We start from the raw sequence: 21,364 nt of genomic DNA, 5'->3' as shown, positions 1-21,364 counted from the left end.
GAAGTCCGGATATGATAAGATTAAGGATAGATGGCGATAAGGAGGTTGGATGCCGGCAGCATATAGTTATGATTTAAGAAAAAAAGCAATGGAAGCACTAGACGAAGGGGAAAGCAGAGAAGCAGTGGCAGCAAGATTTAAAATTGGACGAACTACTTTGTGGGAGTGGCAGCAAAGAAAAAAAGAAACAGGCGACTTTCAGTCAAAAAAACTCGGTAATGGAGGTTACAATCAGAAAATTATCGACTGGAATAAGTTTATCGAATTTGCTAAAAAACACGGTAGAAAAACTCTGTCGGAAATGGCTAAACTTTGGGGCAACGTTAGTATCCAAACGATCCACCGAGCTCTCAGAAAAATTGGATTTACGCGCAAAAAAAGACATATGGATACAAGGAAAGGAACGAAGAAAAACGTGCTGAATTCTTAAAAATTATAGCAACAAAAGAACCAGAAAACTTAGTGTATATAGATGAGTCTGGGATTGATAACACGGAGGACTATCCATATGGGTATTGCCAGAAAGGACAGCGATTTTATGCCCTAAAATCTGGAAAAAAAACTCAACGAATCAGCATGGTTGCAGCCTTAAGTAGAAGAAAGATAGTTGCTCCATTAACATTTGAAGGCCACTGTAATATGGATATTTTTAATGGATGGTTTGAGCAATTTTTGGCACCGATCTTAGAACCTGGACAAACTGTCATTCTTGATAATGCTACTTTTCATAAGTCTGATAAGCTTATCAAGCTCGCTAAAGGAGTCGGTGCAGAAATTTTGTATCTGCCGCCTTATTCTCCAGATTTTAACAAAATTGAGCATCATTGGTTTGCTATAAAAAACAGAGCCAGGAAAAACATTCCTCTATTCGAATCCTTTCGTCGTGCTGTTGATTCTGCCTTCCTATGACCTATTCGGACTATTATGAGAAATGCTATAAGAGGTTGTCCGGAAACAAGTAAAAGGCTATAATATCTGAAATTTTAGTACGGGGTAAAGATGAGAAAAAAGTATCCAACAGATCTAAGCGAAAGGGAATGGGCAAGAATAGAAAAACACTTCAGAGTATCATACAAGAAAGGAGGAAGGCCGCAAAAGTATAGCAAAAAAGAAATATTAGAAGCAATTTTCTATGTATTGCGTACAGGGTGTCAATGGCGGTATTTACCAAATGATTTTCCGCTATGGAAGACTGTGTATGAGCAGTTCAGGCAATGGAAGAAGCAGGGAATTTTTGAGAAAATGAATTATGAAATTACAAAATATAGTAGAAGAAAAATAGGAAGGAATGAGCAGCCGAGTGCCTGTATAGTAGATAGTCAATCTGTAAAGACTACAGAAAAGGGGGGATCAAAGGCTATGATGGAAGTAAAAAAGTAAAGGGTAGAAAAAGGCATATAATTACAGACACTCAGGGTTTTATACTAGGTTGTTACGTAGGCGCTGCTAACGAAAATGATAGAGATGGTATTAAAATAGCATTAAACAATATGAGAACAAAATATACTAAAGTTAAAAAAATGTGGGCTGACATGGGATACCAAGGAAGAAATTTAAAGAATCACATAAAGGAAGAATATGACATAGATATTGAAATTGTTAAAAGGCCTCCATGTAGATTTTGGGTGCACAAAGATACGCCACCTGAGCTACTACCAACAAGAGAACAAGGGTTTAAAGTACAGCCAAGAAGATGGGTTGTAGAAAGGACTTTTGCTTGGGTTAATAGGAATAGAAGGCTATCGAAGGAGTATGATTTACTCACAACATCCACTGAGAATTTCATATACCTAGCTATGAGTAGGGTTATGTTAAAGAGGGAATATGCTTGAATTTACTAGTTTCCCGACAACCTCTAATTTATAGCTCCGCTTCTATCAGGGCATAGGATGACAGAAGTGGGCTTTAATGGCTGTAGTATAGCTCTTTTTACAATAATCCGAACAGACCGTAATATGCTACTGGCCTGCTATAGCCATAAACACATATCTTATCGCATTCGGACTATTATAAGAAAGGCTATACTATAGCTGTTATACTCCAAAAGTAAGTATTAGATATAACAAATAGAAGAAATTAGATAGAATGATTAAAGGGGCAAGGGTATAAAGGTTTAACTTAAAATAACCTGATAAAATTTGAATCACACTTCCAAGTGCTGGCACCCATGAAAGTAATGTAACTGCACAAATCAGTAGATTTTTTACGATTTTTGGTGTTTTATGCTCGTTCTCTAGTTTGCGGTATGATTTTCGTATAGAGATTGTTATTCTACCTAAATACCAGTTAACTATTCCACCAAGGCTTGATCCTAGTACTCCAAAAAATAACATCAGTAGTGGAGTGTGATACGACCTGAAATAAAGCATGGTATTGAACACAAAACCTTGATGTATGGGTAAGACTAATGATGATACTAGACTATCTGTGAATAACAGAAAGTAATTTTCCATATGAGTTTACCAGGTTGTTGTACCATCTTCATTGTCAGAAATTGTAATCCCCATTTGTTTCAACTGATCCCTTATTTTGTCTGCAGTATCGTAATTTTTATTTTTTTTTGCAATTTTTCTTAAGTCTATCAACCTTTCTATTTCTTGATGATTTACATCCACAGCAAACCACTTTTCATAACTTGACTCAAGAAGACCAATAAATCTGGCACTCTTAACAAAACTCTCAGTTAATTTTAGCTTTTCACTTTCATTACTCATTTTGTTAATTTTTGCAGCCATTTCATGTAATATAGCTAGAGCTTCAGGAATGTTTAAGTCGTTTTTTAAAGCGTCTATAAAATCTTTAGAAATCTCTGCGTTACTTTCATCAATATTTATTGTATCTAAACCACGTGATAGCCGATAAAATTTATTTAAGGTTTCCTGTGCGTCAGAAATAACGTTTTCTGTCCAATCAAGTGGTTTTCTGTAGTGAGTTTTGAGCAGTGCATAGCGTATTACTTCACCCTTTATTCCACTATCTAGCAAATCTCTTACTTTGACTATATTAAATAAGGACTTGCTCATTTTCTCTTCATTTACTGTAAGAAAACCGTTATGTATCCAGTATTTTGCAAACATTGATCCAGCAAATGCAGACTTACTCTGTGCAATTTCATTTTCATGGTGAGGAAATTGTAAATCTATGCCGCCACCATGAATATCAAAATCTTTGCCAAGGTAAGCATATGACATTGCTGAGCATTCTATATGCCATCCAGGTCTGCCCTCTCCCCATGGGCTATTCCAATAACTTGAAAGTTTGTAGTCAATATCATTTGCAGGCTTCCACAGCACAAAATCTCCCGGGTGCTTTTTATTTTCATTAACTTCAACTCTGCTACCTGGAACCAATTCATCAGTTTTTTTTCCTGATAAAGCACCATATTCATGGTAAGATTCTATATTAAAATACACATGTTTGTCAGATTCATAAGCGTGGCCTGATTGCAGCAAATGTTCAATTAATTTTATAATATAATCTACGTTTTTCGTTGCTTTTGGCTCGTGTGTTGGCTCTGCACAATTTATGCTTCTCATATCTTCATGAAAAGCCTTGGTGTAATATGTGCTGATACTTTCTATGTTGCTATTTTTTTCACTTGCTGCATTAATTATCTTATCATCAATGTCGGTTATGTTACGCACATAGGTAACTTTGCCATAACAAAACTTAAGTAGCTGAAATAACACATCATACACAACAACAGACCGTGCATTGCCTATATGTGCTGTGTCATATACTGTTGGTCCGCAAACATACATTTTCACATGATCTTTATCGATAGGTGTAAAAAGCTCCTTTTTTTTTGTTAAGGTGTTGTAAAGCCTAACCATATACGAAGCTTTTGAGAAAAGAAAATGCCCCAATGATAAGTTGTGGCCCTTTGACTACTACAACAAGAGTAAGCAATAGCCCACACAATGATATTAAAACTCCCAATATGGATAGAAACCCATCTTTACTCATAATGCCAAGCGAAATAAGAGTCGTACCAATTGCAGGAATGAAGTTAGTAAGAGGCAATGGAAGAGCTATCGATAATGCAGAAAGCAACATTACAAAAGCTAAAATCTTTTCACCGGGCCCATAGAAAATAAAAGACATTCTTGGTTTCATGAACTTTTCTATTTTTTTTAATGCTGGAGAAGTTTTCTCTACCACAAAAGCTAGTGTTGAACGCTGAAAAGACCTTCTTTCCAACCAATGCGGCATCCAAGGAGAATCAAATCCAAATAGAAGCTGCAGTGAGAATAAGATTAAAGGTATAGAAAGAATAGTTGTATAACCAGGTGGAACCGGTATAGGCACCGATAGCGGCAAGGAGAAGATGATTATTAAAATACCAAAACCACGCTCATGCAAAGCTGTTTTAATGTCAAACAAAGTTACTTTATCGCTATCATTGTTATTGGTATCTGCAACTTCTTTTAGAATATCAGAAGCTAATTTATCACTTTTAGTCAACTTATCATTTTTTGACACGAAAAACCTTTGATAAAAATAATTCTTAACACAATTATTGTTTTATTTCAATATGCATTATTCATTTTGCGCTAGTAATTCGTTCTTTTGTTAAAGTGTTGTAAAGCTTTTAAGAAGAGAAAGTGCTCCGGTTATAAGTTGTGGTCCTTTGACTATTACAACAAGAGTAAGCAACAACGCGCACAATGATACTAAAACTCCCAATATGGATAGAAACCCGTCTTTACTCATAATGCTAAGTGAAATAAGAGTTGTGCCAATTGCAGGAAGGAAGTGAGTAAAAGGTAATGGAAGAGCTATTATTATTGCACAAAGCAACATCATAAAAGCCAGAATCTTCTCACCAGGCCCATAGAAAATGAAAGACAGTCTTGGCTTCATGAATTTTTCTATTTTTTCTAATACAGGGGAAGTTTTCCCTACCACAAGAGCTAGTGTTGAACGCTGAAAAGATCTTCTTTCTAGCCAACTGGGCATCCAAGGAGAATCAAATCCAAATAGAAGCTGCAGTGAGAATAAGATTAAAGGTATAGAAAGAATAGTTGTATAACCAGGTGGAACCGGTATAGGCACCGATAGCGGCAAGGAGAAGATGATTATTAAAATACCAAAACCGCGCTCATGCAAAGCTGTTTTAATGTCAAACAAAGTTACTTTATTGCTATCATTGTTATTGGTATCTGCAACCTCTTTTAGAATATCAGAAGCTAGTTTTTTATCTTTAGTTAGTTTCTCACTTTTTTGCACAATTATCCTTTAATAAAATATTCCTCTTAAGCTAACATAGTTGTTGCTGTATTTCAATATTTGTTATTTATTTCATACCAACACTTCATCTCTTTCATTCTTTAACCTGACTAAGTTTTTAAACAGATGACATGCACTAAGGTGCATGTCACGAAGTATGAGGACGCTAACGATCTGGTTCATTAGACGATAATTTTTCTGAGTCCTTAAGCTCCTGTTTAAGGTTTTTGATGCCTTTTCCTAAATCACCCATAACTTGCGGTAATCTGCCTGCACCAAACAGAACTAAAATTATTATTAAGACTAGAAACAATTGCCATGGTCCTAAACTCATTTTCACCTCCATTTAAAATATTGACCTTTAAATATTAAAACTTGACTGAAGTCAAGTAACACATAGATTATATCACCTTTATTTAATTATAAATCAAGGTTTTTTAATTATTTTATAACAATCCCAAACTAGATTATTTTCTTGCAGCGAATAAGTGGAAACTTTTCGCTTAACTGTAGAGTAGAAGAGAGCTCACTAAAAAACTTTGCTAGCGTATCATCTTTAGGCTTATGGTATATATCGCTAGAAACTCCTGATTGAATAATTTTACCATTTTTCATTACGTAGATAAAATCTGCAACTTTCAATGCTTCTTGCGGGTCATGAGTTACCATTAGCACAGGGATATTTTTACTTCTAAAAAGGGACAATATATGTTGTCTTATTCGGCACTTGAGCAGTATATCTAAATTAGAAAATGGTTCATCTAACAACACAACATCAGGGTTTTGTGCCATCACTCTTGCTATTGCAACTAATTGTTGCTGTCCTCCAGATAAGGCGTTAGGGTACATATTTTCATATTTTTCTATATTGAGTAACTTCAAGATTTCCAATGCAATTAGGTGCTTTTCTCTCTTGGAAGAGCTGCGGATAGCAAAGGTTATATTTTCTACTACTGTTTTATGAGGAAATAATGCAGAATGCTGAAAAATCAATCCGATATTTCTATGCTCTATAGCGACTGATGCCTTATTACTTGCAACTAACCTATCATTTATAAAAATAGTTCCAGATTTTGGATTTTCTATCCCCGCAATTAATTTCAAAATTGTTGACTTGCCACAGCCAGAATGCCCCAATAAACATGCAACATTTCCTTTCTTTACTTTAATGTTTATATTGCTTAAAGCAAAGTCGTTTTGATTGTTATAGAAATAACCAATATTGTTAACTAGCATTAATCTTACTTAAACCATGTTATTAAATATAATAGCATTATACTCAAGAAGTACAGAAATTTTTTTTGTCGTCATAAATTGGTTATGCAAGAAATCTAGAAAAGAAAGGATTTTTTGCTATAACTTTACATGAATGGTAGGAAATACGGGACTATAGCTCAGCAGGATAGAGCGTTGGACTCCTAATCTGAAGGTCGTGCGTTCGAATCGCACTAGTCCCACCACATTGCTTCACAAATTTTATGGAGATTTTTTTTCACAAATACGCACACCTTTTTTTGCGGTTTTAAGATATAAATTCCCTAATAATAAAACGGGTTTTGTGTCATTCCAGTACTCCTCTCTTATAATTTACGTGTTTAAGAATAACTTCTGCTAAACCTTTACTAATTCCAGGTATGTTTTGAATTTCAGCCAGAGAAGCTTTGCTTATATTTTTCACTGAACCAAAATAAGACATCAACGCTTTTTTTCTTTTGTTGCCAATGCCGGGTATTTTGCTTAATTGTGAAACTATAAACTGTTTATCGCGTTTTTTTCTATGTGAAGTTATCGCAAAACGGTGGGCTTCATTACGCAGCGATTGTAAGTAAAGCATGACTTTGCTGTCATTTGCCAGACTGAATTCTTCCCTGCCCAGCATATAAAATCTTTCATTTCCTGCGTTACGATCAGGACCTTTTGCCATACAAGCAAAAGGAACGTTTATATTCAATACTTCCAGTACATTCTGTACTATGGAAACATGTCCTGGTCCACCATCAATCAGTAAAAAATCAGGTATTATGCCTTTTATATTGCCGGAGAAACGTCTGGTTAGCACTTCCCTCATCATTTTATAGTCATCGCCTGAAAATTTTTCCTTTATAGTAAATTTTCTGTACTCACTTTTTAAAAAACCCTCCTGCCCTGCAACAACCATTACACCAATTTGTTGGTTTCCAAATATATGGCTATTGTCATAAACCTCAATACGCTTTGGAATATTTGGTAACAAGAAGATTTTGCTAAGCTCCTCAAGCTTTTCTAGGTTATTTCTATAATCGATAAGCTTCTGCTCTAAGCTATGCTGAGAGTTATCATAAACAAATTTCAATAAATCACGCTCTTTTTTATTCTTTGCATGCAGAACTTTTACTGGCTTTTGAGCAACCTTATATAGTGCTTGTTCTATAATTTCCTTATCCACAATAGAATCTGGAACGTAAATTTGTATTGGAGGTATGTTAGCTGAATTATAAAAATTGACCAAAAAGGTGGATAAAATTTCATCATTTGAGTGATCACCACAGTTCTCGGCAAAGTAAGGAGTGCTGCCGTAGTTGTCTTTATTTCTGAACGATAACACACTAATACATGCTAGATCCTCTTCACGTACAATACTGAAGAAATCTGCATCTTTTTCAAAAGAAAAATCCGTGTGCTGTATTTGAATTTGCTCAAGAAACTTTACCCGATCTCTATATATAGCAGCAAGCTCATAGTTTTCTTCACTGCTGCACTTTCTCATTGTGAAAAGTAACTGTTCTTTCACTTCCTTATTTCTTCCAAGCAATGTATTTCGTGCCTGTTTTACTGATTGGCAGTAGTCGTCTTTTGTGATTTTGTTTATGCATGGTGCTGAGCAGCGCTTAATTTGATATTCAATACATGGTCTTTTTGTTGAGGAAAAGTATTGATCTGAACATACTCTTAGGAGAAAAGCTTTTTGCAATGACAATATAGTTTGCTTAACAGCAGCGGCAGATGTAAAGGGACCATAATAATGAAACTCATTTTTCTTAAATTTGCCTCTATATTTTGCTATTCTTGGATAATCGTGCTTGGAAATTGTCATATAAGGATAAAATTTTCCATCCTTGAGCACAATATTATAAAGTGGTTTCAATGATTTTATTAGCTGTGCTTCAAGAAGCAGTGCTTCGATTTCATTCTCAGTGATGAATATTTCAACCTTAATAACCTGTAAGAGCATAACTCTAATTCGTTCAGAAAGGTTTTCGAATTGAAGGTAGTCGGATAACCTTGACTTTAAGTTTTTTGCTTTTCCAACATATAAAACTTTATTCTTATCTCCAACCATCTTATACACGCCACAGGATTGTGGAGATGATTTGATTTGTTCTTTATATTGCCTGAGCATTTATCCATTGTTTAACCTGTATGAGGTTAAAATCTGCTACTAAATGAAAGATGGAAACTACATTTTCAAGCAAAGATAATCTGTTTCTTCTCAGCTTATCAGAATCACAGTTAATCTTTATACTGTCCATAAACTGATTGATAAACGGATCAAAACCAGCAAGTTCATCAAGTGCTACATTAAAGTGGTTATTTTTTATCGCTTGTTTTATGTTTTTACAAGCAGTTATAGCACAATTTGATAGCGCAATTTCTTCACTTTCAATCAAAAACCTCTTACCGTAAGATGCACTATAAGTAGTGCCATCACTTTTCCTTGCTTTGCTCATCATGTTACTGACTCTTTTGTAAGTGCTTAGAATTTGTTCACCTTCTGGAGTACTAAGATAACGATCCAATATAACAGTTTGCTTTTCTGCTGTCAGCAGATCATTAATATCGATTTTATATAGTATTGAATCTACAACATCTTGCCTTATATCTCTATTTTTTAAAATAACCTTGAATCTTTCTAAGCAAAATCTAAATACTAGTTCTGAAATTTGTTTTCTATTCGGCTTATCAACTGACGCTGTATTTTTATTAAATAGAAGCCTTGAATATAAAGATACTGACTTGTCTATCATTAGCCTAATTGGAACATGCAAATTATTTTCAAGTATTGTCCTAATTATACCAATTGTCATTCTCCGCAAACCAAATTGATCATACGAACCAGAGATTTTCTCACCTGCTGCAATTAAACCAACTAAGCTATCCACTTTGTCTGCAATTGACACAGCAATTGCAGAAGGAGATTTAGGACACTCCTGCTCTGGCCCGATTGGCTTATAATGCTCAGTTATAGCTTCCACTATTTCTCTATCTTCTTGAAAATAAGAAGCATAATATCCACCCATTACTCCTTGTAATTCTGGAAACTCTCTTACTATCGATGTTGCCAAATCAGCTTTTGCCAAATATGCAGCACGTTCAACTTTTATCAGCGAAGCATGTGGAATAAATATAGCTATATACTTTGACAAAGCCGTAATACGCTTCACCTTTTCCCCCACGCTGCCAAGTGAAGCATGAAATAATATTGAACCTAATCTTTTGACATAATAATCTAGATTTTCCTTTTTATCTTGAGATATTAAAAATTGGGCATCAGCAAGACGTGCTTCTAATATTCTTTCGTGTCCTTTAACAACTTCACCATTGTTGACGTTGACAACAGTGACAAAGTGTGAAATTCTCTTTCCATTACTTAAAGCAAGGTATTTTTGTTGTGTATTAACTATACTAAGTATTACTTCCTTCGGTAATCCAAATGACTTTTCTTGATTCACTTCACCAAACAGTACGATTGGCCACTCTATAAGCCCTGTCAATTCATTTAGTAAATAATCATTTTTCTCAAGTTGTAAATTCTGCTCTTTTGTGAATTTATTAATCTGATCTAGTATAAATTGCTTTCTTTTGTCCATTTGGAGAATTACACTGTTTTTTTCTAGCAATTCAAAATAGTCTTTAGGTGTTTTAACAGTAAGCGCCGTACCACTTGAGAGAAATCGATGGCCATATGTTGTGTTAGATGCTGTAATCCCTGCAAAAGATACAGGTATTATTTCATCATTTAAAATGCATAAAATGTTTTTAATTGGCCTAACCCACCTTTCTTTTCCTTTGCCCCATCTCATACTTTTTGGCCAAGAGAAATTTTTTAATATTTCTCCTAGTTGATTTTTAAGAAACTCTTGAATGTTAAATGAGCAGCTTTCTCTTTTAATGAAGTAAAAATCCTCATTATTTACTTTTCGAACGAGCAAATCTTCTTCATTTTTCTGATATTTTCTTAAAAAACCTTCGATAGCACTTTTTGGTGCGTTAATGTTTGGTCCCTTAACTTCGTTATTGGAATCCTTTAGCTCCAAAGCATTTATGTTGTCGACAAATAGGGTAATGCGACGTGCCGTTACAAAAACCTCCATTGATGTAAATTTTACATTATTTTTGTTAAAAACATTGGCAATACAGCTCTTAACTTGAGTTGCAGCTACATTCTGCATTCTCGGTGGTATTTCTTCTGAAAGGCACTCAAATAATAACTGCAACGACATACGCTATTTACTCATGTACAATTCACAACATTTTTTTGTTAGCTCTCTAACTTTACCAATATAAGCTGTACGTTCATTCACACCAAGCACACCTCTTGCATCAAGCAGATTAAGTAGGTGACTAGTTTTAATACATTGGTCATAGGCTGCGATTGGTAGCTCCTTTTCAATAAGGAACTTACACAATTTTTCCGTATCTTCGAATTGCTGCTGTACCACTTTAGTATCATAATAGTCTAACGCTAGATAAGAAAATTCATATTCTCTTTGTTTAAAAATATTTCCGTAAGTTACACCGTTATCGTTCCAAATTATATCGTAAACATTATCTACACCTTGTATGCACATTGCTAAACGTTCCAACCCATATGCCACCTCACCAGGAATCATCTTGCAGTCAATCCCTCCAACTTGCTGTATATAAGTAAGCTGTGTTACTTCCATTCCATTGCATATAACTTCCCAACCAAGTCCTGATGCACCAACACTTGGATTTTCCCAATCATCTTCAACAAACTTAATATCATATTTTTCTGTAGATATGCCAAGAACTTTTAAGCTATCTAAATAGACGTCTTGTAAATTATTACCAGATGGCTTTATTATAATTTGATATTGGTGATGTTGATACAAACGATTAGGATTATCACTATAGCGCCCATCTGCTGGCCTAATTACTGGTTGTAGATATGCAATTTTTGCCGGTTTTGTATCAATTGCAGACATAATTGTTGCAGGATGTAATGTGCCAGCACCAACTTCAGATGTGTATGGGTGAAGTATAACACATCCTTCACTAGCCCAAAAATCTTGTAACTCTTTTATTATACTTTGTAAGTTCACACAAATTGTACACTTTTTATACTAAATATATAAATAAATAAGTACTATTCAATACCTATTTTTTTAACAGTATCATGTAAATAATCACCTAAAACTGCTGAACTTTCCCTCACATACTGAATTATGCTTTTATTTAGGACAATTGCATCATGCATAGTTAAATCGCAGAATATAAATGCTGTTAAATACAGTAAAATCACCGCATAAAATGTGTGAAAAATCCCCTCAAATGTAATTGACATTGCATTATTATAGCTGAGCTGTATTGAACTTATTGGCCATGGTTTTATCACTTCTACGACATTAAAAAATACGTAAGGTATCATAAGAAAAAAGAAAAAGTGCATAAAATCATTAAACCAAAATGGGCATTGAAACATCTGCTTACATATATTCCCATAGAGTTTACTTACAGCATAATAAATTGACATTATTGCTGGCATTGAAAGTGCTACAGTCAGTACTTGCCCTGACGCTATTTGTATTACTATTTCTTCACCACTGTTTGCTGAAGGGTCTTGAGCATGAAAAATAAATATTCCAATTAATTGCATTACTAACATAACTATTGCCAATTTTGTAAAAACAGCAGCTACAACTATTCCTGAGTCTGGCATTTTATATAGTAAGTATTCGCCTCCATATGTAAGAATTAATATAACATCGACAATAAATAATATTAAAAAAGAAGACCAATAGTTCTGCCAACTTGGTAAATATCCTATTCCTAAAAGAGAGCTTACTGTTTTAGCAGGAAAAACCTTGCCTAGCATCTTTCCCAAAAATTTAAAAAAAATCCCCATGTTCTAAGTAACACTTGGTTTATATTATTTATAATACTGTATTGTAACGGACTTATCAACAACTTAAAACATGTATTGGAAAACTTTAAGTAATATGCAGCAACAGTAGAAGAACGTGCGCCAAAAATTTAATAATTTTATAGGGCTTATGCACTTAAATTTTTTGCAATATCAAGTGCAGCGTAAGTGAATATTGCACTTGCACCCGCACGTTTGAAACCAATCAAAGATTCATAAATCACCTTGTCATAATCTAGCCAGCCATTATTTGCAGCAGCTTTTATCATTGCGTACTCACCGCTTACTTGGTAAGCAAAAATCGGAAAATTAAACTTATCACTTGCTGTTTTGATAATATCTAAATATGGCATACCTGGTTTAATCATAATAAAGTTTGCACCTTCATTTATATCCATTTCAATTTCGCACGTTGCTTCGCGCGCATTTTTATAATCCATTTGATAACCACTTTTGTCTATAGAATGTGATAGCCCACATGAACCAACGACTTGCCTGAATGGAGCATAGAAGCTAGAGCAATATTTCACTGCATAAGATAATATTAATACGTCTTGAAAGTTGTTATCATCTAATGATTTTCTGATTCTTCCTACTCTACCATCCATCATATCAGAAGGAGCAACTATATCACATCCTGCCTTCGCTAAAGCAAGTGCTTGCTTACACAGTACTGATATAGTTTCATCGTTTTCTACATCCATCTGATTATCTTTTAAAATGCCGTCATGGCCATGAATAGTGTATGGATCCAGTGCAACGTCTGCAATAATACCAATTTCAGGTACCTTTAATTTTACAGCACGGATTGCTTTGCAGATTAAGTTGTCAGAATTATATGCTCCCTCAGCGTTTTCAGATTTTAGTTTACTATCAACTACAGGAAAAATTGCAACAGCATTAATTCCTAAATCTTTAGCTTCCTTAACTATAGACACTAATCCATCTATTGAATAACACTTTACGCCTGGTAAGCCAGAAATTGGTTCAGTTATTTCTTCTCTGTCATGAACAAACAGAGGAAGAACCAGATCATTTACTGATAAACTATTTTCACTTGTTAAATTGCGAACCCATTTGCTCGAGCGCCTGCGTCTTAATCTTGTATTTGGGAAATTAAACATTGGATCCAGGCAAATTCCCAGTAAAGAGCAACACCCCTGAAATGAGTATCACCCAAAGCACCGATATTGGTAGAAATACTTTCCAACCAAGGCGCATTAGCTGATCATATCGATAACGAGGTATTGTTGCTCTAATCCAAATAAATATAAACAAAAGTATAACTATTTTCAAAATGAACCAAATTAAACCTGGAATTTTGTAAAGTAAACTGAACTCCAGCGGCGGATACCATCCTCCTAGAAAGAATATCGTCATCATAGCACTTGCTAGAATCATATTTGCATATTCTCCAAGAAAAAAGAGGGCAAAAGGCATGGATGAATATTCAACGTTATATCCAGAGACAAGCTCTGCTTCAGCTTCTGGTAAATCAAATGGGTGACGATTAGTTTCTGCAAGCAAAGAAATAAAAAATATTATTCCTATAGGCATTAGTAGCAAATCAACCCAAAATGGCATATTGTGTTTCGCTACCACCATCTCTCCAAGATTTAATGTTCCAGTGGTAATAACGACTGCAGCAACTATTAAGCCTATTGAAACTTCATATGAAATCATCTGAGCAGCCGACCGTATAGCGCCAAGGAATGCATAATTGGAGTTGCTTGACCAGCCTGCAATAATCACGCCGTATACTCCCAGCGACGATATAGCTAGCACGTAAAGCACTCCAACATTAATATTTGCTATAACCTTAGGAATAACTACTTGCTGGCCATTTTCTACAATTACTTCAGCACCAAACGGTATAACTGCCCAGGCAATTAATGCCAAGATAAAGGTAAGCATTGGAGCCATAATGAACAGTATGGTGCTCGCTCTAAATGGTATTATCGGCTCTTTAATCAGTAGTTTAATAGCATCTGCAAATGGCTGCAATAGCCCAAAAGGTCCAACTACACTTGGGCCGTGCCTCAGTTGAATTGCAGCAAGGACCTTACGCTCAAAGTATGTCAAATATGCAACTGAAAGTAGTAGCGGTACTAAAATAAATAAAATATTAACTAGCGTGTTCATAAAAAGCTTTAGTACAATCTGCCATTATTTTTGAAGCGCGACTTATTGAATCCGTCATATAAAAATTACACTCCTTTAAAGTAAAAGGTGTATTACTTAAATTTATTTTACCATTGCTAATTGGCACCCATGTGTTTTTTATCACTTGATCAGCATTTCTAAACTGTGGACCGATAGTATCTAATTTTTTTCTCACGTCAAATAAACTATCATATGGTAAGGAGAGATCCAAATATTGCGAGAGATTTTTAATAATTAACCAGTCCTCCTTTGCTTCACCTGGAGGAAATACAGCTAAATTTGTTCTTTGCACTCGACCTTCAGTGTTTACATAAGTTGCATATTTTTCTGTATATGCAGCACCAGGCAAGATAACATCTGCCACATGTGCACCCTTATCACCGTGATGACCTTGATAAATTACAAATGTGTTTTCTAACTTTGATGTGTCAATTTCATCTGCACCAAGAAGATAAACCACTTCTATTTCACCACTTTCTGCATGTTCCAATATTTGATTAATATCCCTTTCGCCTTTTTTAGGAACAAACCCAGTATCTAGCCCACCAACTCTTGCTGCAGCTTTATGCAGCACATTAAAGCCATTCCAGTCATCTCTGACCATGTTAAATTTTTCTGCAATTTTGCCAACTAGAATTAGAATTGATTCAGAATCATCTCTTATTAATGCATCTTGACCAATGATCAGCATAGGGTTTTGAGCAGCCACCAGCAGCTCACAGAATTTATGACTTCCATTTGCTATTTCACTCAAAATATCAGGATTATCGCCCAATTTCTCGACATAATATAAATATTCAATGTTAGGACCAACACTTGCAATAGGAAAGTTGCCCTGTAAATATCTCTTTCTCAATCTTACGTTAATGATCGGTGCTTCTATCCTTGGATTTGTATTTATAAGCAGGCATAAATCTGCATTTTCTATACCTTCAATAGTGGTATTGAACACATACGATCCACGATTACTTGGTATAAGCTTTGCACCATCTTGCCTGCAGTCTATATTCCCCGAGCCAAGCTTCTGCATCACTTCTTTGAGTAGAAGCATAGACTCACAATCTGCTAAATCACCTGCAATTGCAGCTATTTTATTTGATTTTGTATTCTTTAATTTCTTTGCAGCAACAGTTAATGCTTCATTCCAATCAACTGGGGCTAATTTACCATCTTTTTTTACATAAGGTCGATCAAGACGCTGAACTTTTAGTCCATCATAGGCAAAGCGGGTTTTATCTGATATCCATTCTTCATTTACCTCTTCGCTCAGCCTTGGTAATATTCGCATAACTTCCAGGCCACGATAATCAACTCTAATGCTACTTCCCACAGCATCTAGCACATCTATAGTCTCACAATGTGATAGCTCCCATGGACGCGCTGTAAAGGAGTAAGGCTTTGAAGTTAAAGCCCCTACCGGGCAGAGATCTATGATATTTCCAGATAATTCAGAACTAATATGCCTTTTTATGTAAGTGCTAATCTCTACATTTTCTCCCCTTCCGATTCCTCCAAGTTCATTTGTACCTGCAACATCGGACAAAAATCTAACACACCGAGTGCAATGAATGCATCGATTCATCGCGGTCTCAATCAGTGGTCCGAAGTGTTTTTTTGGCACAGCCCTCTTATGCTCATCAAGTCTGCTGGTTCCTTTCCCATAAGCCATCGTGATATCTTGCAAATCGCATTCACCACCCTGATCGCAAATTGGGCAATCAAGCGGGTGGTTAATTAGCAAAAACTCAAGCACACCTTCACGTGCTTTTTTAACCTTAGGGGTATCAGTGTGAATAACCATCCCTTCTGCAACTGGTATTGCACAAGAGGCTACTGGTTTTGGAGGTCCACCCTCCACTTCAACCAAACACATTCTGCAATTACCAGCAATTGCTAAACGCTCATGATAACAAAAACGTGGAATTTCAACGCCCACAACTTCACAAGCTTGAATTATAGTGAGCCCATGCTCTACTTCACATTCCTTAGAATTAATAGTAACTTTAACCACAACTATTATACAGCTTCCCACTTTATAGGATTGCCGCTTACCTCATCTTCAACCAGATTGCCGTTGTCATATTGAGCAGACATATAATTCATGCGCGAATCACGATCTATATATCTAACAGGTTTTACCGGTTTATCTTTATACATTTTTTGCTCAGCTTTCTTACGCTGAGTAGGGTTATTTTTACTAGCTGTCTTTGCTTTCCCACCTGCTGCCATATAAACTCCTAAAAACTTTTCATTCTATTTTAACACTTAAGTATATAGCGTCAATATTTAATAACTTTAAAATTTCAATAGATCTCTTATTATAATCATTTTACAATCATTGTTTAAATAAAAAGTTACCCCTTGATGCCATTCCAGCGCATGACGCACAGCTGTACGAACATTGCAATTTGCAGGCAATTTGCGTGGCAGATTCAAGTAGCTGACACTGGTTTCCATCCAAAACAGCAGTAGCCCTTTTGGTGTCATTTCAGTGCTTGACACTGAAATCCAGGATTTTGATTGGATACTGAGTTGGTAAGCATAAAAGTATAGCTAACGCGAGCTCTACGTCATACCGCGATTTATTCGCGGTATCTCAAAGCATAGATCCCGCTAACAAGCAGCGGGATGACGATTGTCGTTTAGCTATAAATATTTAAGAAATTTACCAAATAAAAAAAAAGGCAAAAGAAGCCCTGGGGTTATTATCTGCTTTAAAATATTGGCGTTTTTTATGTTTTAAACGCTTGACAAGCGAAATTCAGCTGCTTTTAATTGCAACTAACCTACGCTGCAAATGTTTAAGAAATTTACTAAGCAGAAAAAAAGACAAAGAACCCCCGAGTTAGCTAGTCTTTTACTATCTCTGTCGAGTATTGGCATTTTTTGATGTCTTGTAACGCTTTATAAGCGCGTTCAGCTTATTTAGATAAAAATCTAGATGTAGATGAAGTTTTGTAAAGACATACAGTATCTATATACTGCAAAAAATTGAACATAAGACGCCGATACATTAAGTAATCCTTACCTTTTAATCTGCAGATTGGCGAAAGCAAATACAATAGCTTCAATTTTATGATAAGGGGGCTGGCGGAGTTTGTCAAGGAAGTTTTTTCGTTTCTAACGATTGTTAACATGCTGCAAAAAACTATGCAAGAGGTCTACCACTTTATTAGGTATTTGTGCAGTTATTGGTGTTATCAAGATACTCCCTAATCTTTTTCAAATCCTCCCAGGCTAAACGTTTTTGTGCTGGTTGGCGAAGTAGGTAAGCTGGATGAAATATAGCGGCTGTGGTGATTGAATTGGACAAATATTGGTTAGTGTACGTATGAAATCTGCCACGCAAATTCGATATAGTTTTTGTGCTGTCAAGAAGGCTATAACATGCGATTCCCCCGACCAAAATTAAAATTTGTGGTGAAACTAGTGCAACGTGTTTTTCGACAAATGGTCTGCACATATCAAGCTCTAGGTCGGTTGGCTTTCTATTGCCAGGTGGACGCCAAAATACAGTATTGCTTATGTATACCTTAGTGCGATCAAGATTGATTGCATTTAACATTTTATCGAGCAACATTCCACTTGCACCACAAAATGGTATGCCTTGAAGGTCTTCATTTGCTCCTGGAGCTTCACCAACGAGCATAACTTTTGCGTTTGGATTACCATCGGAAAAGACAGTATTAGTTGCAGTTTTTTTTATCTCACAACCTTCAAATGATTCAACTGCACTTCTTAGTTCATCCACACCATTACATTTGCTTGCAAGTTTCCTTGCTTCGATTATCCAGTCACTTGGAAACATGTCTTTTCCATCTTTAGTGTCACCCCAGCGCGTATCTGCATCTTTCTTCTGGGTCCCAGTTTGGATAACAGAGGGTTGCACACCCTCTTTGCTCTCCAACTTTTTTTCCTCTTCACCCTCTGTTAGTGTGCAATCAACGCCCACTTCATGGTAAAATTTTAATAATTCTAGGTCTTCATTGCTCATAATGCTTTTTAACCTTTTGTGCTTTTTTCATGGCCATATCATACTTTAATTTAGATAAATGTCTAATATATAATATGCCGTTTAAGTGATCTAATTCATGCTGAATACACCTTGCAAGCCAACCACTAGCTTTTAGCGTCTGTTCTTCGTTATTTAAGTCTCTGTATTTCACAGTTAAATACTTTGGACGCTTAATTTCATGACTTTGCTCTGGAATTGAAAGGCATCCTTCCTTGAGAATTACTTGTTCATCGGATAATTCTGTAATCTCAGGATTAATCATGTAAAATTTGCCAGTTGAGCCATATCCTGCTGGCTCATTTTCAATCGTTTCTAGCTGAATATCCATAACAAAAATTCTCTTTAACACTCCAACTTGCACTGCAGCAAGGCCAAGACCTTCTGCATCATACATAGTTTCGAACATGTCGTTTACTAATTCTTTAATTTTATCGTTTATATCTGTTACTTCACTGGCACGTGTGATTAGTCTTTCATCAGGAGCAATTACAATTGGTAATATGGACATAAAAATTATAATTCTATGTTTTGCTTTTCCTTTTGTCCAGAATTTAGTGTATATTAAAATGTTGCTATATCTATAATAGAAATATAAATTATTAAAGAAAGCTACAATTTAAATGAAATTGCGTAATAAGGTTAACTAATGTACTCTGCAGTAATAGCAAAACCAAAGAGAAACGTTTTTGCTGTTTTAGACATAGGTACAACAAAGATTATTTGTCTAATCGTTAAAATAAATAGCAACTTCAGCTATAAAGTAACAGGAACGGGTTATAAGATTGCAGAAGGTGTAAACGGTGGGTCGATAACTAATGTAAAACACGCAAATTACTCCATCTCATCAACTATAGGTTTAGCTGAGCAAGTATCAGAAGAAACCATAGATCAGATATATGTGAACATTGCTGGATGTGGCATCTCATCTTTCAATGTACATAATGAAATTATTGCAGCTAACCATGAGATTTCTGAGCGTGATGTAAGACGTGTAGTTTTTCAAACATTTGAGAAATATATTGAAGACAATGTTATCATTCACAATATACCACTAAAATATCACTTAGATGACATGACTGACATAAAAGAAGTTGGTGGATTGTACGGAAAAAGACTATCTGCTGATGTTAATGTTGTCACTGCTTCGCGTCCAGCGCTTACCAATATTGAAAACTGTATTACCAATAATGGTGGATTAAATATGGCAGGTTGTATTGCTTCTGCATATTCTGCAGGTCTTGCCTGTCTGAGTGGAGATGAAAAAGAGCTCGGGACTGCTATTGTTGATATAGGCGGTGGGTGCACTGCAATTGGAATTTTCAAAAGAGGGAAACTTGTGTATGCAAGCAGCGTTCCAATTGGTGGTGTTCATATCACTCGAGATATTGCTTACGGGCTATGCACAAGCATAGAACGTGCAGAGTATATAAAAATACTGTATGGCAGCACTATCGTAACTTCAATAGATGAGAATGAGTACATTACAATGCAAAACAACGAAAATGATGAACCTACTCAAGTATTCAAATCTGAGCTTATTAACATCATAAGACCAAGAGTTGAAGAAATACTTGAAATGGTAAGAGAGCAATTTCAAGAGCAGAAAGATCCAATTAATAAAGTAGTGATCACAGGTGGAACTAGTCAACTCACAAGCATGAAGGAAATTGCAGGCTATATATTCAATAAGCAAGTTCGAATTGGGTGCCCTGAGTCTTGTAGCGGTCTTGATGGCGAATATGATAAAAATCCTGTATTTTCTGCTGCTATAGGCTCTATAAAGCTAATAGTTGACACTTTTTATAAAAATAATTCTGGTATTTTAGGTCAGGATGGTAAAATGAGTAAATTGTATAATTGGGTTAAATCAAAAGTTACAGTCTAGATTTCTGTTTTACCACCTTTCATACAAATGACTTGACACTAGGATCCATAGGGCTTATTTTTATAATATGTAAAATTATTATGTTTATGTACTTGCGAGTAAGCGTACCAATTACAATAAGACATGGAAAATATGAACATAACTATACACTCACAAGAAGATTTTGAATTTATGCGCAAGGCTGGCAGGCTTGCTGCTGAAACTCTTGATTTCATTGCACCGTACGTAAAGGTAGGGGTGACAACTAATGAGTTAAATGATCTATGTCATGATTTTATAATTAATGCAGGTGCAATTCCAGCACCACTAAACTATAGGGGGTATCCAAAATCGATTTGCACTTCAAAAAATGCAGTTGTGTGCCATGGTGTTCCCGATAATAAACCACTTAAAGATGGAGATATTTTAAATATTGATGTCACGGTGATTTTAAATGGCTGGCATGGTGATACAAGTCGCATGTTTTGGGTTGGCAAGCAATCAATAAAAGCAAAACGCTTGTGTGACGCTACTTATCATGCATTGATGGAAGCAATCAAACAAGTTAAGCCCGGCAATAAGTTAAATGAAATAGGGCTTGCTATAGAGAAATATATTAGAGATTTTGGATATTCTATCGTACGCAGCTACTGCGGACATGGTATAGGAAAAGTCTTTCATGCTCCACCAAATGTAGTGCATTTCTATGATCAAGATGAAAATCTCGTCTTGAAGGAAGGTATGTTCTTTACAATAGAGCCAATGATTAATGCTGGAAAACATGAGACTCTGCTCAGTAAACTCGATGATTGGACAGTGACAACACGCGATCTTTCACTTTCTGCTCAATTTGAACATACGCTCGGAGTAACAAAAGATGGTGCTGAAATATTCACATTATCACCTAAAAATTGGCACTTCCCGCCTTATAATTAGATTTTTTTAAATT

At 35.5% G+C, this 21,364-nt stretch carries 22 protein-coding genes and 1 tRNA gene; 6 read left to right on the top strand and 17 right to left on the bottom strand.

Going from position 1 to position 21,364, the window contains the following annotated elements:
* The first annotated feature begins 49 nt into the window (after positions 1 to 49).
* The 3 genes from AAGD90_RS02380 to AAGD90_RS02370 all read left to right on the top strand — a co-directional run bounded on the left by AAGD90_RS02380 (position 50) and on the right by AAGD90_RS02370 (position 2,030).
* Positions 50 to 909 (top strand): IS630 family transposase gene (locus AAGD90_RS02380; protein WP_156518142.1). Its coding sequence is split into 2 segments (ribosomal slippage): positions 50 to 374 and positions 374 to 909, totalling 861 coding nucleotides; the frame shifts between segments, so codons are not numbered across the junction.
* A gap of 90 nt (positions 910 to 999) precedes the next feature.
* Positions 1,000 to 1,832 (top strand): IS5-like element ISWpi1 family transposase gene (locus tag AAGD90_RS02375; protein WP_341821644.1). Its coding sequence is split into 2 segments (ribosomal slippage): positions 1,000 to 1,369 and positions 1,369 to 1,832, totalling 834 coding nucleotides; the frame shifts between segments, so codons are not numbered across the junction.
* A 57-nt stretch (positions 1,833 to 1,889) separates the two neighbouring features.
* Complete coding sequence (locus AAGD90_RS02370; protein ID WP_341822068.1) at positions 1,890 to 2,030, top strand: hypothetical protein; 141 nt, start codon at positions 1,890 to 1,892, stop codon at positions 2,028 to 2,030.
* A gap of 3 nt (positions 2,031 to 2,033) precedes the next feature.
* Here the strand turns inward: AAGD90_RS02370 and AAGD90_RS02365 are convergent, their stop codons facing one another.
* The 6 genes from AAGD90_RS02365 to AAGD90_RS02340 all read right to left on the bottom strand — a co-directional run bounded on the left by AAGD90_RS02365 (position 2,034) and on the right by AAGD90_RS02340 (position 6,465).
* Positions 2,034 to 2,453, bottom strand: a complete 420-nt coding sequence (locus tag AAGD90_RS02365) for a YqaA family protein (RefSeq protein WP_010962395.1) — start codon at positions 2,451 to 2,453, stop codon at positions 2,034 to 2,036.
* A gap of 6 nt (positions 2,454 to 2,459) precedes the next feature.
* Complete coding sequence (gene cysS, locus AAGD90_RS02360; RefSeq protein WP_010082300.1) at positions 2,460 to 3,833, bottom strand: cysteine--tRNA ligase; 1,374 nt, start codon at positions 3,831 to 3,833, stop codon at positions 2,460 to 2,462.
* A complete protein-coding gene (locus tag AAGD90_RS02355; protein WP_010962396.1) occupies positions 3,826 to 4,482 on the bottom strand; it encodes an exopolysaccharide biosynthesis protein in 657 nt (218 codons plus the stop codon). The genes cysS and AAGD90_RS02355 overlap by 8 nt, the downstream gene beginning before the upstream one ends.
* A gap of 90 nt (positions 4,483 to 4,572) precedes the next feature.
* Entirely contained in the window at positions 4,573 to 5,229 is a 657-nt protein-coding gene (locus AAGD90_RS02350) for an exopolysaccharide biosynthesis protein (protein ID WP_341822067.1), read from the bottom strand.
* 166 nt (positions 5,230 to 5,395) lie between these two features.
* Positions 5,396 to 5,563, bottom strand: a complete 168-nt coding sequence (locus tag AAGD90_RS02345; RefSeq protein ID WP_006013840.1) for a twin-arginine translocase TatA/TatE family subunit — start codon at positions 5,561 to 5,563, stop codon at positions 5,396 to 5,398.
* A 128-nt stretch (positions 5,564 to 5,691) separates the two neighbouring features.
* The gene (locus tag AAGD90_RS02340) at positions 5,692 to 6,465 is read right to left on the bottom strand and encodes an ABC transporter ATP-binding protein (protein ID WP_006280146.1); all 774 of its coding nucleotides are present in this window, start codon (positions 6,463 to 6,465) and stop codon (positions 5,692 to 5,694) included.
* A gap of 147 nt (positions 6,466 to 6,612) precedes the next feature.
* Between AAGD90_RS02340 and AAGD90_RS02335 the strand changes: the two genes are divergently transcribed.
* Positions 6,613 to 6,689, top strand: a tRNA-Arg gene (locus AAGD90_RS02335).
* A gap of 101 nt (positions 6,690 to 6,790) precedes the next feature.
* Here AAGD90_RS02335 and uvrC read toward each other — a convergent pair.
* From uvrC to def, 11 genes are all read right to left on the bottom strand, one after another.
* Positions 6,791 to 8,608, bottom strand: coding sequence for an excinuclease ABC subunit UvrC (gene uvrC, locus AAGD90_RS02330; protein ID WP_341822066.1), 1,818 nt, complete (start codon positions 8,606 to 8,608; stop codon positions 6,791 to 6,793).
* Positions 8,592 to 10,709 carry a glycine--tRNA ligase subunit beta gene (gene glyS / locus AAGD90_RS02325; RefSeq protein WP_341822065.1) on the bottom strand — a complete coding sequence of 706 codons (2,118 nt, stop codon included), beginning with the start codon at positions 10,707 to 10,709 and terminating at the stop codon, positions 8,592 to 8,594. Before glyS ends, uvrC begins: the two co-directional genes overlap by 17 nt.
* Before the next feature lie 3 nt (positions 10,710 to 10,712).
* Positions 10,713 to 11,552 (bottom strand): glycine--tRNA ligase subunit alpha, encoded by an 840-nt coding sequence (locus AAGD90_RS02320; protein ID WP_341822064.1) that lies wholly within the window; start codon positions 11,550 to 11,552, stop codon positions 10,713 to 10,715.
* A 44-nt stretch (positions 11,553 to 11,596) separates the two neighbouring features.
* A complete protein-coding gene (locus AAGD90_RS02315; RefSeq protein WP_182364786.1) occupies positions 11,597 to 12,355 on the bottom strand; it encodes a phosphatidylglycerophosphatase in 759 nt (252 codons plus the stop codon).
* Positions 12,356 to 12,501: 146 nt separating this feature from the next.
* The gene (hemB, locus tag AAGD90_RS02310; protein WP_341822063.1) at positions 12,502 to 13,497 is read right to left on the bottom strand and encodes a porphobilinogen synthase; all 996 of its coding nucleotides are present in this window, start codon (positions 13,495 to 13,497) and stop codon (positions 12,502 to 12,504) included.
* Entirely contained in the window at positions 13,490 to 14,515 is a 1,026-nt protein-coding gene (gene nuoH, locus AAGD90_RS02305) for an NADH-quinone oxidoreductase subunit NuoH (RefSeq protein WP_038199678.1), read from the bottom strand. Before nuoH ends, hemB begins: the two co-directional genes overlap by 8 nt.
* Positions 14,499 to 16,568 (bottom strand): NADH-quinone oxidoreductase subunit NuoG, encoded by a 2,070-nt coding sequence (nuoG, locus tag AAGD90_RS02300; RefSeq protein ID WP_341822062.1) that lies wholly within the window; start codon positions 16,566 to 16,568, stop codon positions 14,499 to 14,501. The genes nuoH and nuoG overlap by 17 nt, the downstream gene beginning before the upstream one ends.
* The gene (locus AAGD90_RS02295; protein WP_006279675.1) at positions 16,553 to 16,765 is read right to left on the bottom strand and encodes a hypothetical protein; all 213 of its coding nucleotides are present in this window, start codon (positions 16,763 to 16,765) and stop codon (positions 16,553 to 16,555) included. Before AAGD90_RS02295 ends, nuoG begins: the two co-directional genes overlap by 16 nt.
* Positions 16,766 to 16,831: 66 nt before the next feature.
* Entirely contained in the window at positions 16,832 to 17,038 is a 207-nt protein-coding gene (locus AAGD90_RS02290) for a hypothetical protein (RefSeq protein WP_038250894.1), read from the bottom strand.
* A 670-nt stretch (positions 17,039 to 17,708) separates the two neighbouring features.
* Positions 17,709 to 18,530, bottom strand: coding sequence for a uracil-DNA glycosylase (locus tag AAGD90_RS02285; protein WP_341822061.1), 822 nt, complete (start codon positions 18,528 to 18,530; stop codon positions 17,709 to 17,711).
* Entirely contained in the window at positions 18,520 to 19,059 is a 540-nt protein-coding gene (gene def / locus AAGD90_RS02280) for a peptide deformylase (protein ID WP_264329787.1), read from the bottom strand. The genes AAGD90_RS02285 and def overlap by 11 nt, the downstream gene beginning before the upstream one ends.
* Before the next feature lie 138 nt (positions 19,060 to 19,197).
* On the opposite strand from def, the gene ftsA reads away from it, so the two are divergent.
* Entirely contained in the window at positions 19,198 to 20,436 is a 1,239-nt protein-coding gene (gene ftsA, locus AAGD90_RS02275) for a cell division protein FtsA (protein WP_341822060.1), read from the top strand.
* Positions 20,437 to 20,568: 132 nt separating this feature from the next.
* Entirely contained in the window at positions 20,569 to 21,351 is a 783-nt protein-coding gene (map, locus tag AAGD90_RS02270; RefSeq protein ID WP_341822059.1) for a type I methionyl aminopeptidase, read from the top strand.
* Positions 21,352 to 21,364: the final 13 nt, after the last annotated feature.

It is taken from the genome of Wolbachia endosymbiont (group A) of Ischnus inquisitorius, from assembly GCF_964026985.1.
Taxonomy (GTDB): Bacteria; Pseudomonadota; Alphaproteobacteria; order Rickettsiales; family Anaplasmataceae; genus Wolbachia; species Wolbachia pipientis.
Note: the sequence above shows the minus strand (reverse complement) of the source record. Positions and strands in the feature narration are given on the sequence as shown.

Bases quoted from the DNA above. Each gene is read 5' to 3' on its own strand.
- AAGD90_RS02370 (WP_341822068.1), top strand. From the start codon at position 1,890: ATGACAGAAGTGGGCTTTAATGGCTGTAGTATAGCTCTTTTTACAATA.
- AAGD90_RS02365 (WP_010962395.1), bottom strand. From the start codon at position 2,453: ATGGAAAATTACTTTCTGTTATTCACAGATAGTCTAGTATCATCATTA.
- cysS (WP_010082300.1), bottom strand. From the start codon at position 3,833: ATGGTTAGGCTTTACAACACCTTAACAAAAAAAAAGGAGCTTTTTACA.
- AAGD90_RS02345 (WP_006013840.1), bottom strand. From the start codon at position 5,563: ATGAGTTTAGGACCATGGCAATTGTTTCTAGTCTTAATAATAATTTTA.
- AAGD90_RS02340 (WP_006280146.1), bottom strand. From the start codon at position 6,465: ATGCTAGTTAACAATATTGGTTATTTCTATAACAATCAAAACGACTTT.
- uvrC (WP_341822066.1), bottom strand. From the start codon at position 8,608: ATGCTCAGGCAATATAAAGAACAAATCAAATCATCTCCACAATCCTGT.
- glyS (WP_341822065.1), bottom strand. From the start codon at position 10,709: ATGTCGTTGCAGTTATTATTTGAGTGCCTTTCAGAAGAAATACCACCG.
- AAGD90_RS02315 (WP_182364786.1), bottom strand. From the start codon at position 12,355: ATGGGGATTTTTTTTAAATTTTTGGGAAAGATGCTAGGCAAGGTTTTT.
- hemB (WP_341822063.1), bottom strand. From the start codon at position 13,497: ATGTTTAATTTCCCAAATACAAGATTAAGACGCAGGCGCTCGAGCAAA.
- nuoH (WP_038199678.1), bottom strand. From the start codon at position 14,515: ATGAACACGCTAGTTAATATTTTATTTATTTTAGTACCGCTACTACTT.
- AAGD90_RS02295 (WP_006279675.1), bottom strand. From the start codon at position 16,765: ATGGCAGCAGGTGGGAAAGCAAAGACAGCTAGTAAAAATAACCCTACT.
- AAGD90_RS02285 (WP_341822061.1), bottom strand. From the start codon at position 18,530: ATGAGCAATGAAGACCTAGAATTATTAAAATTTTACCATGAAGTGGGC.
- def (WP_264329787.1), bottom strand. From the start codon at position 19,059: ATGTCCATATTACCAATTGTAATTGCTCCTGATGAAAGACTAATCACA.
- ftsA (WP_341822060.1), top strand. From the start codon at position 19,198: ATGTACTCTGCAGTAATAGCAAAACCAAAGAGAAACGTTTTTGCTGTT.
- map (WP_341822059.1), top strand. From the start codon at position 20,569: ATGAACATAACTATACACTCACAAGAAGATTTTGAATTTATGCGCAAG.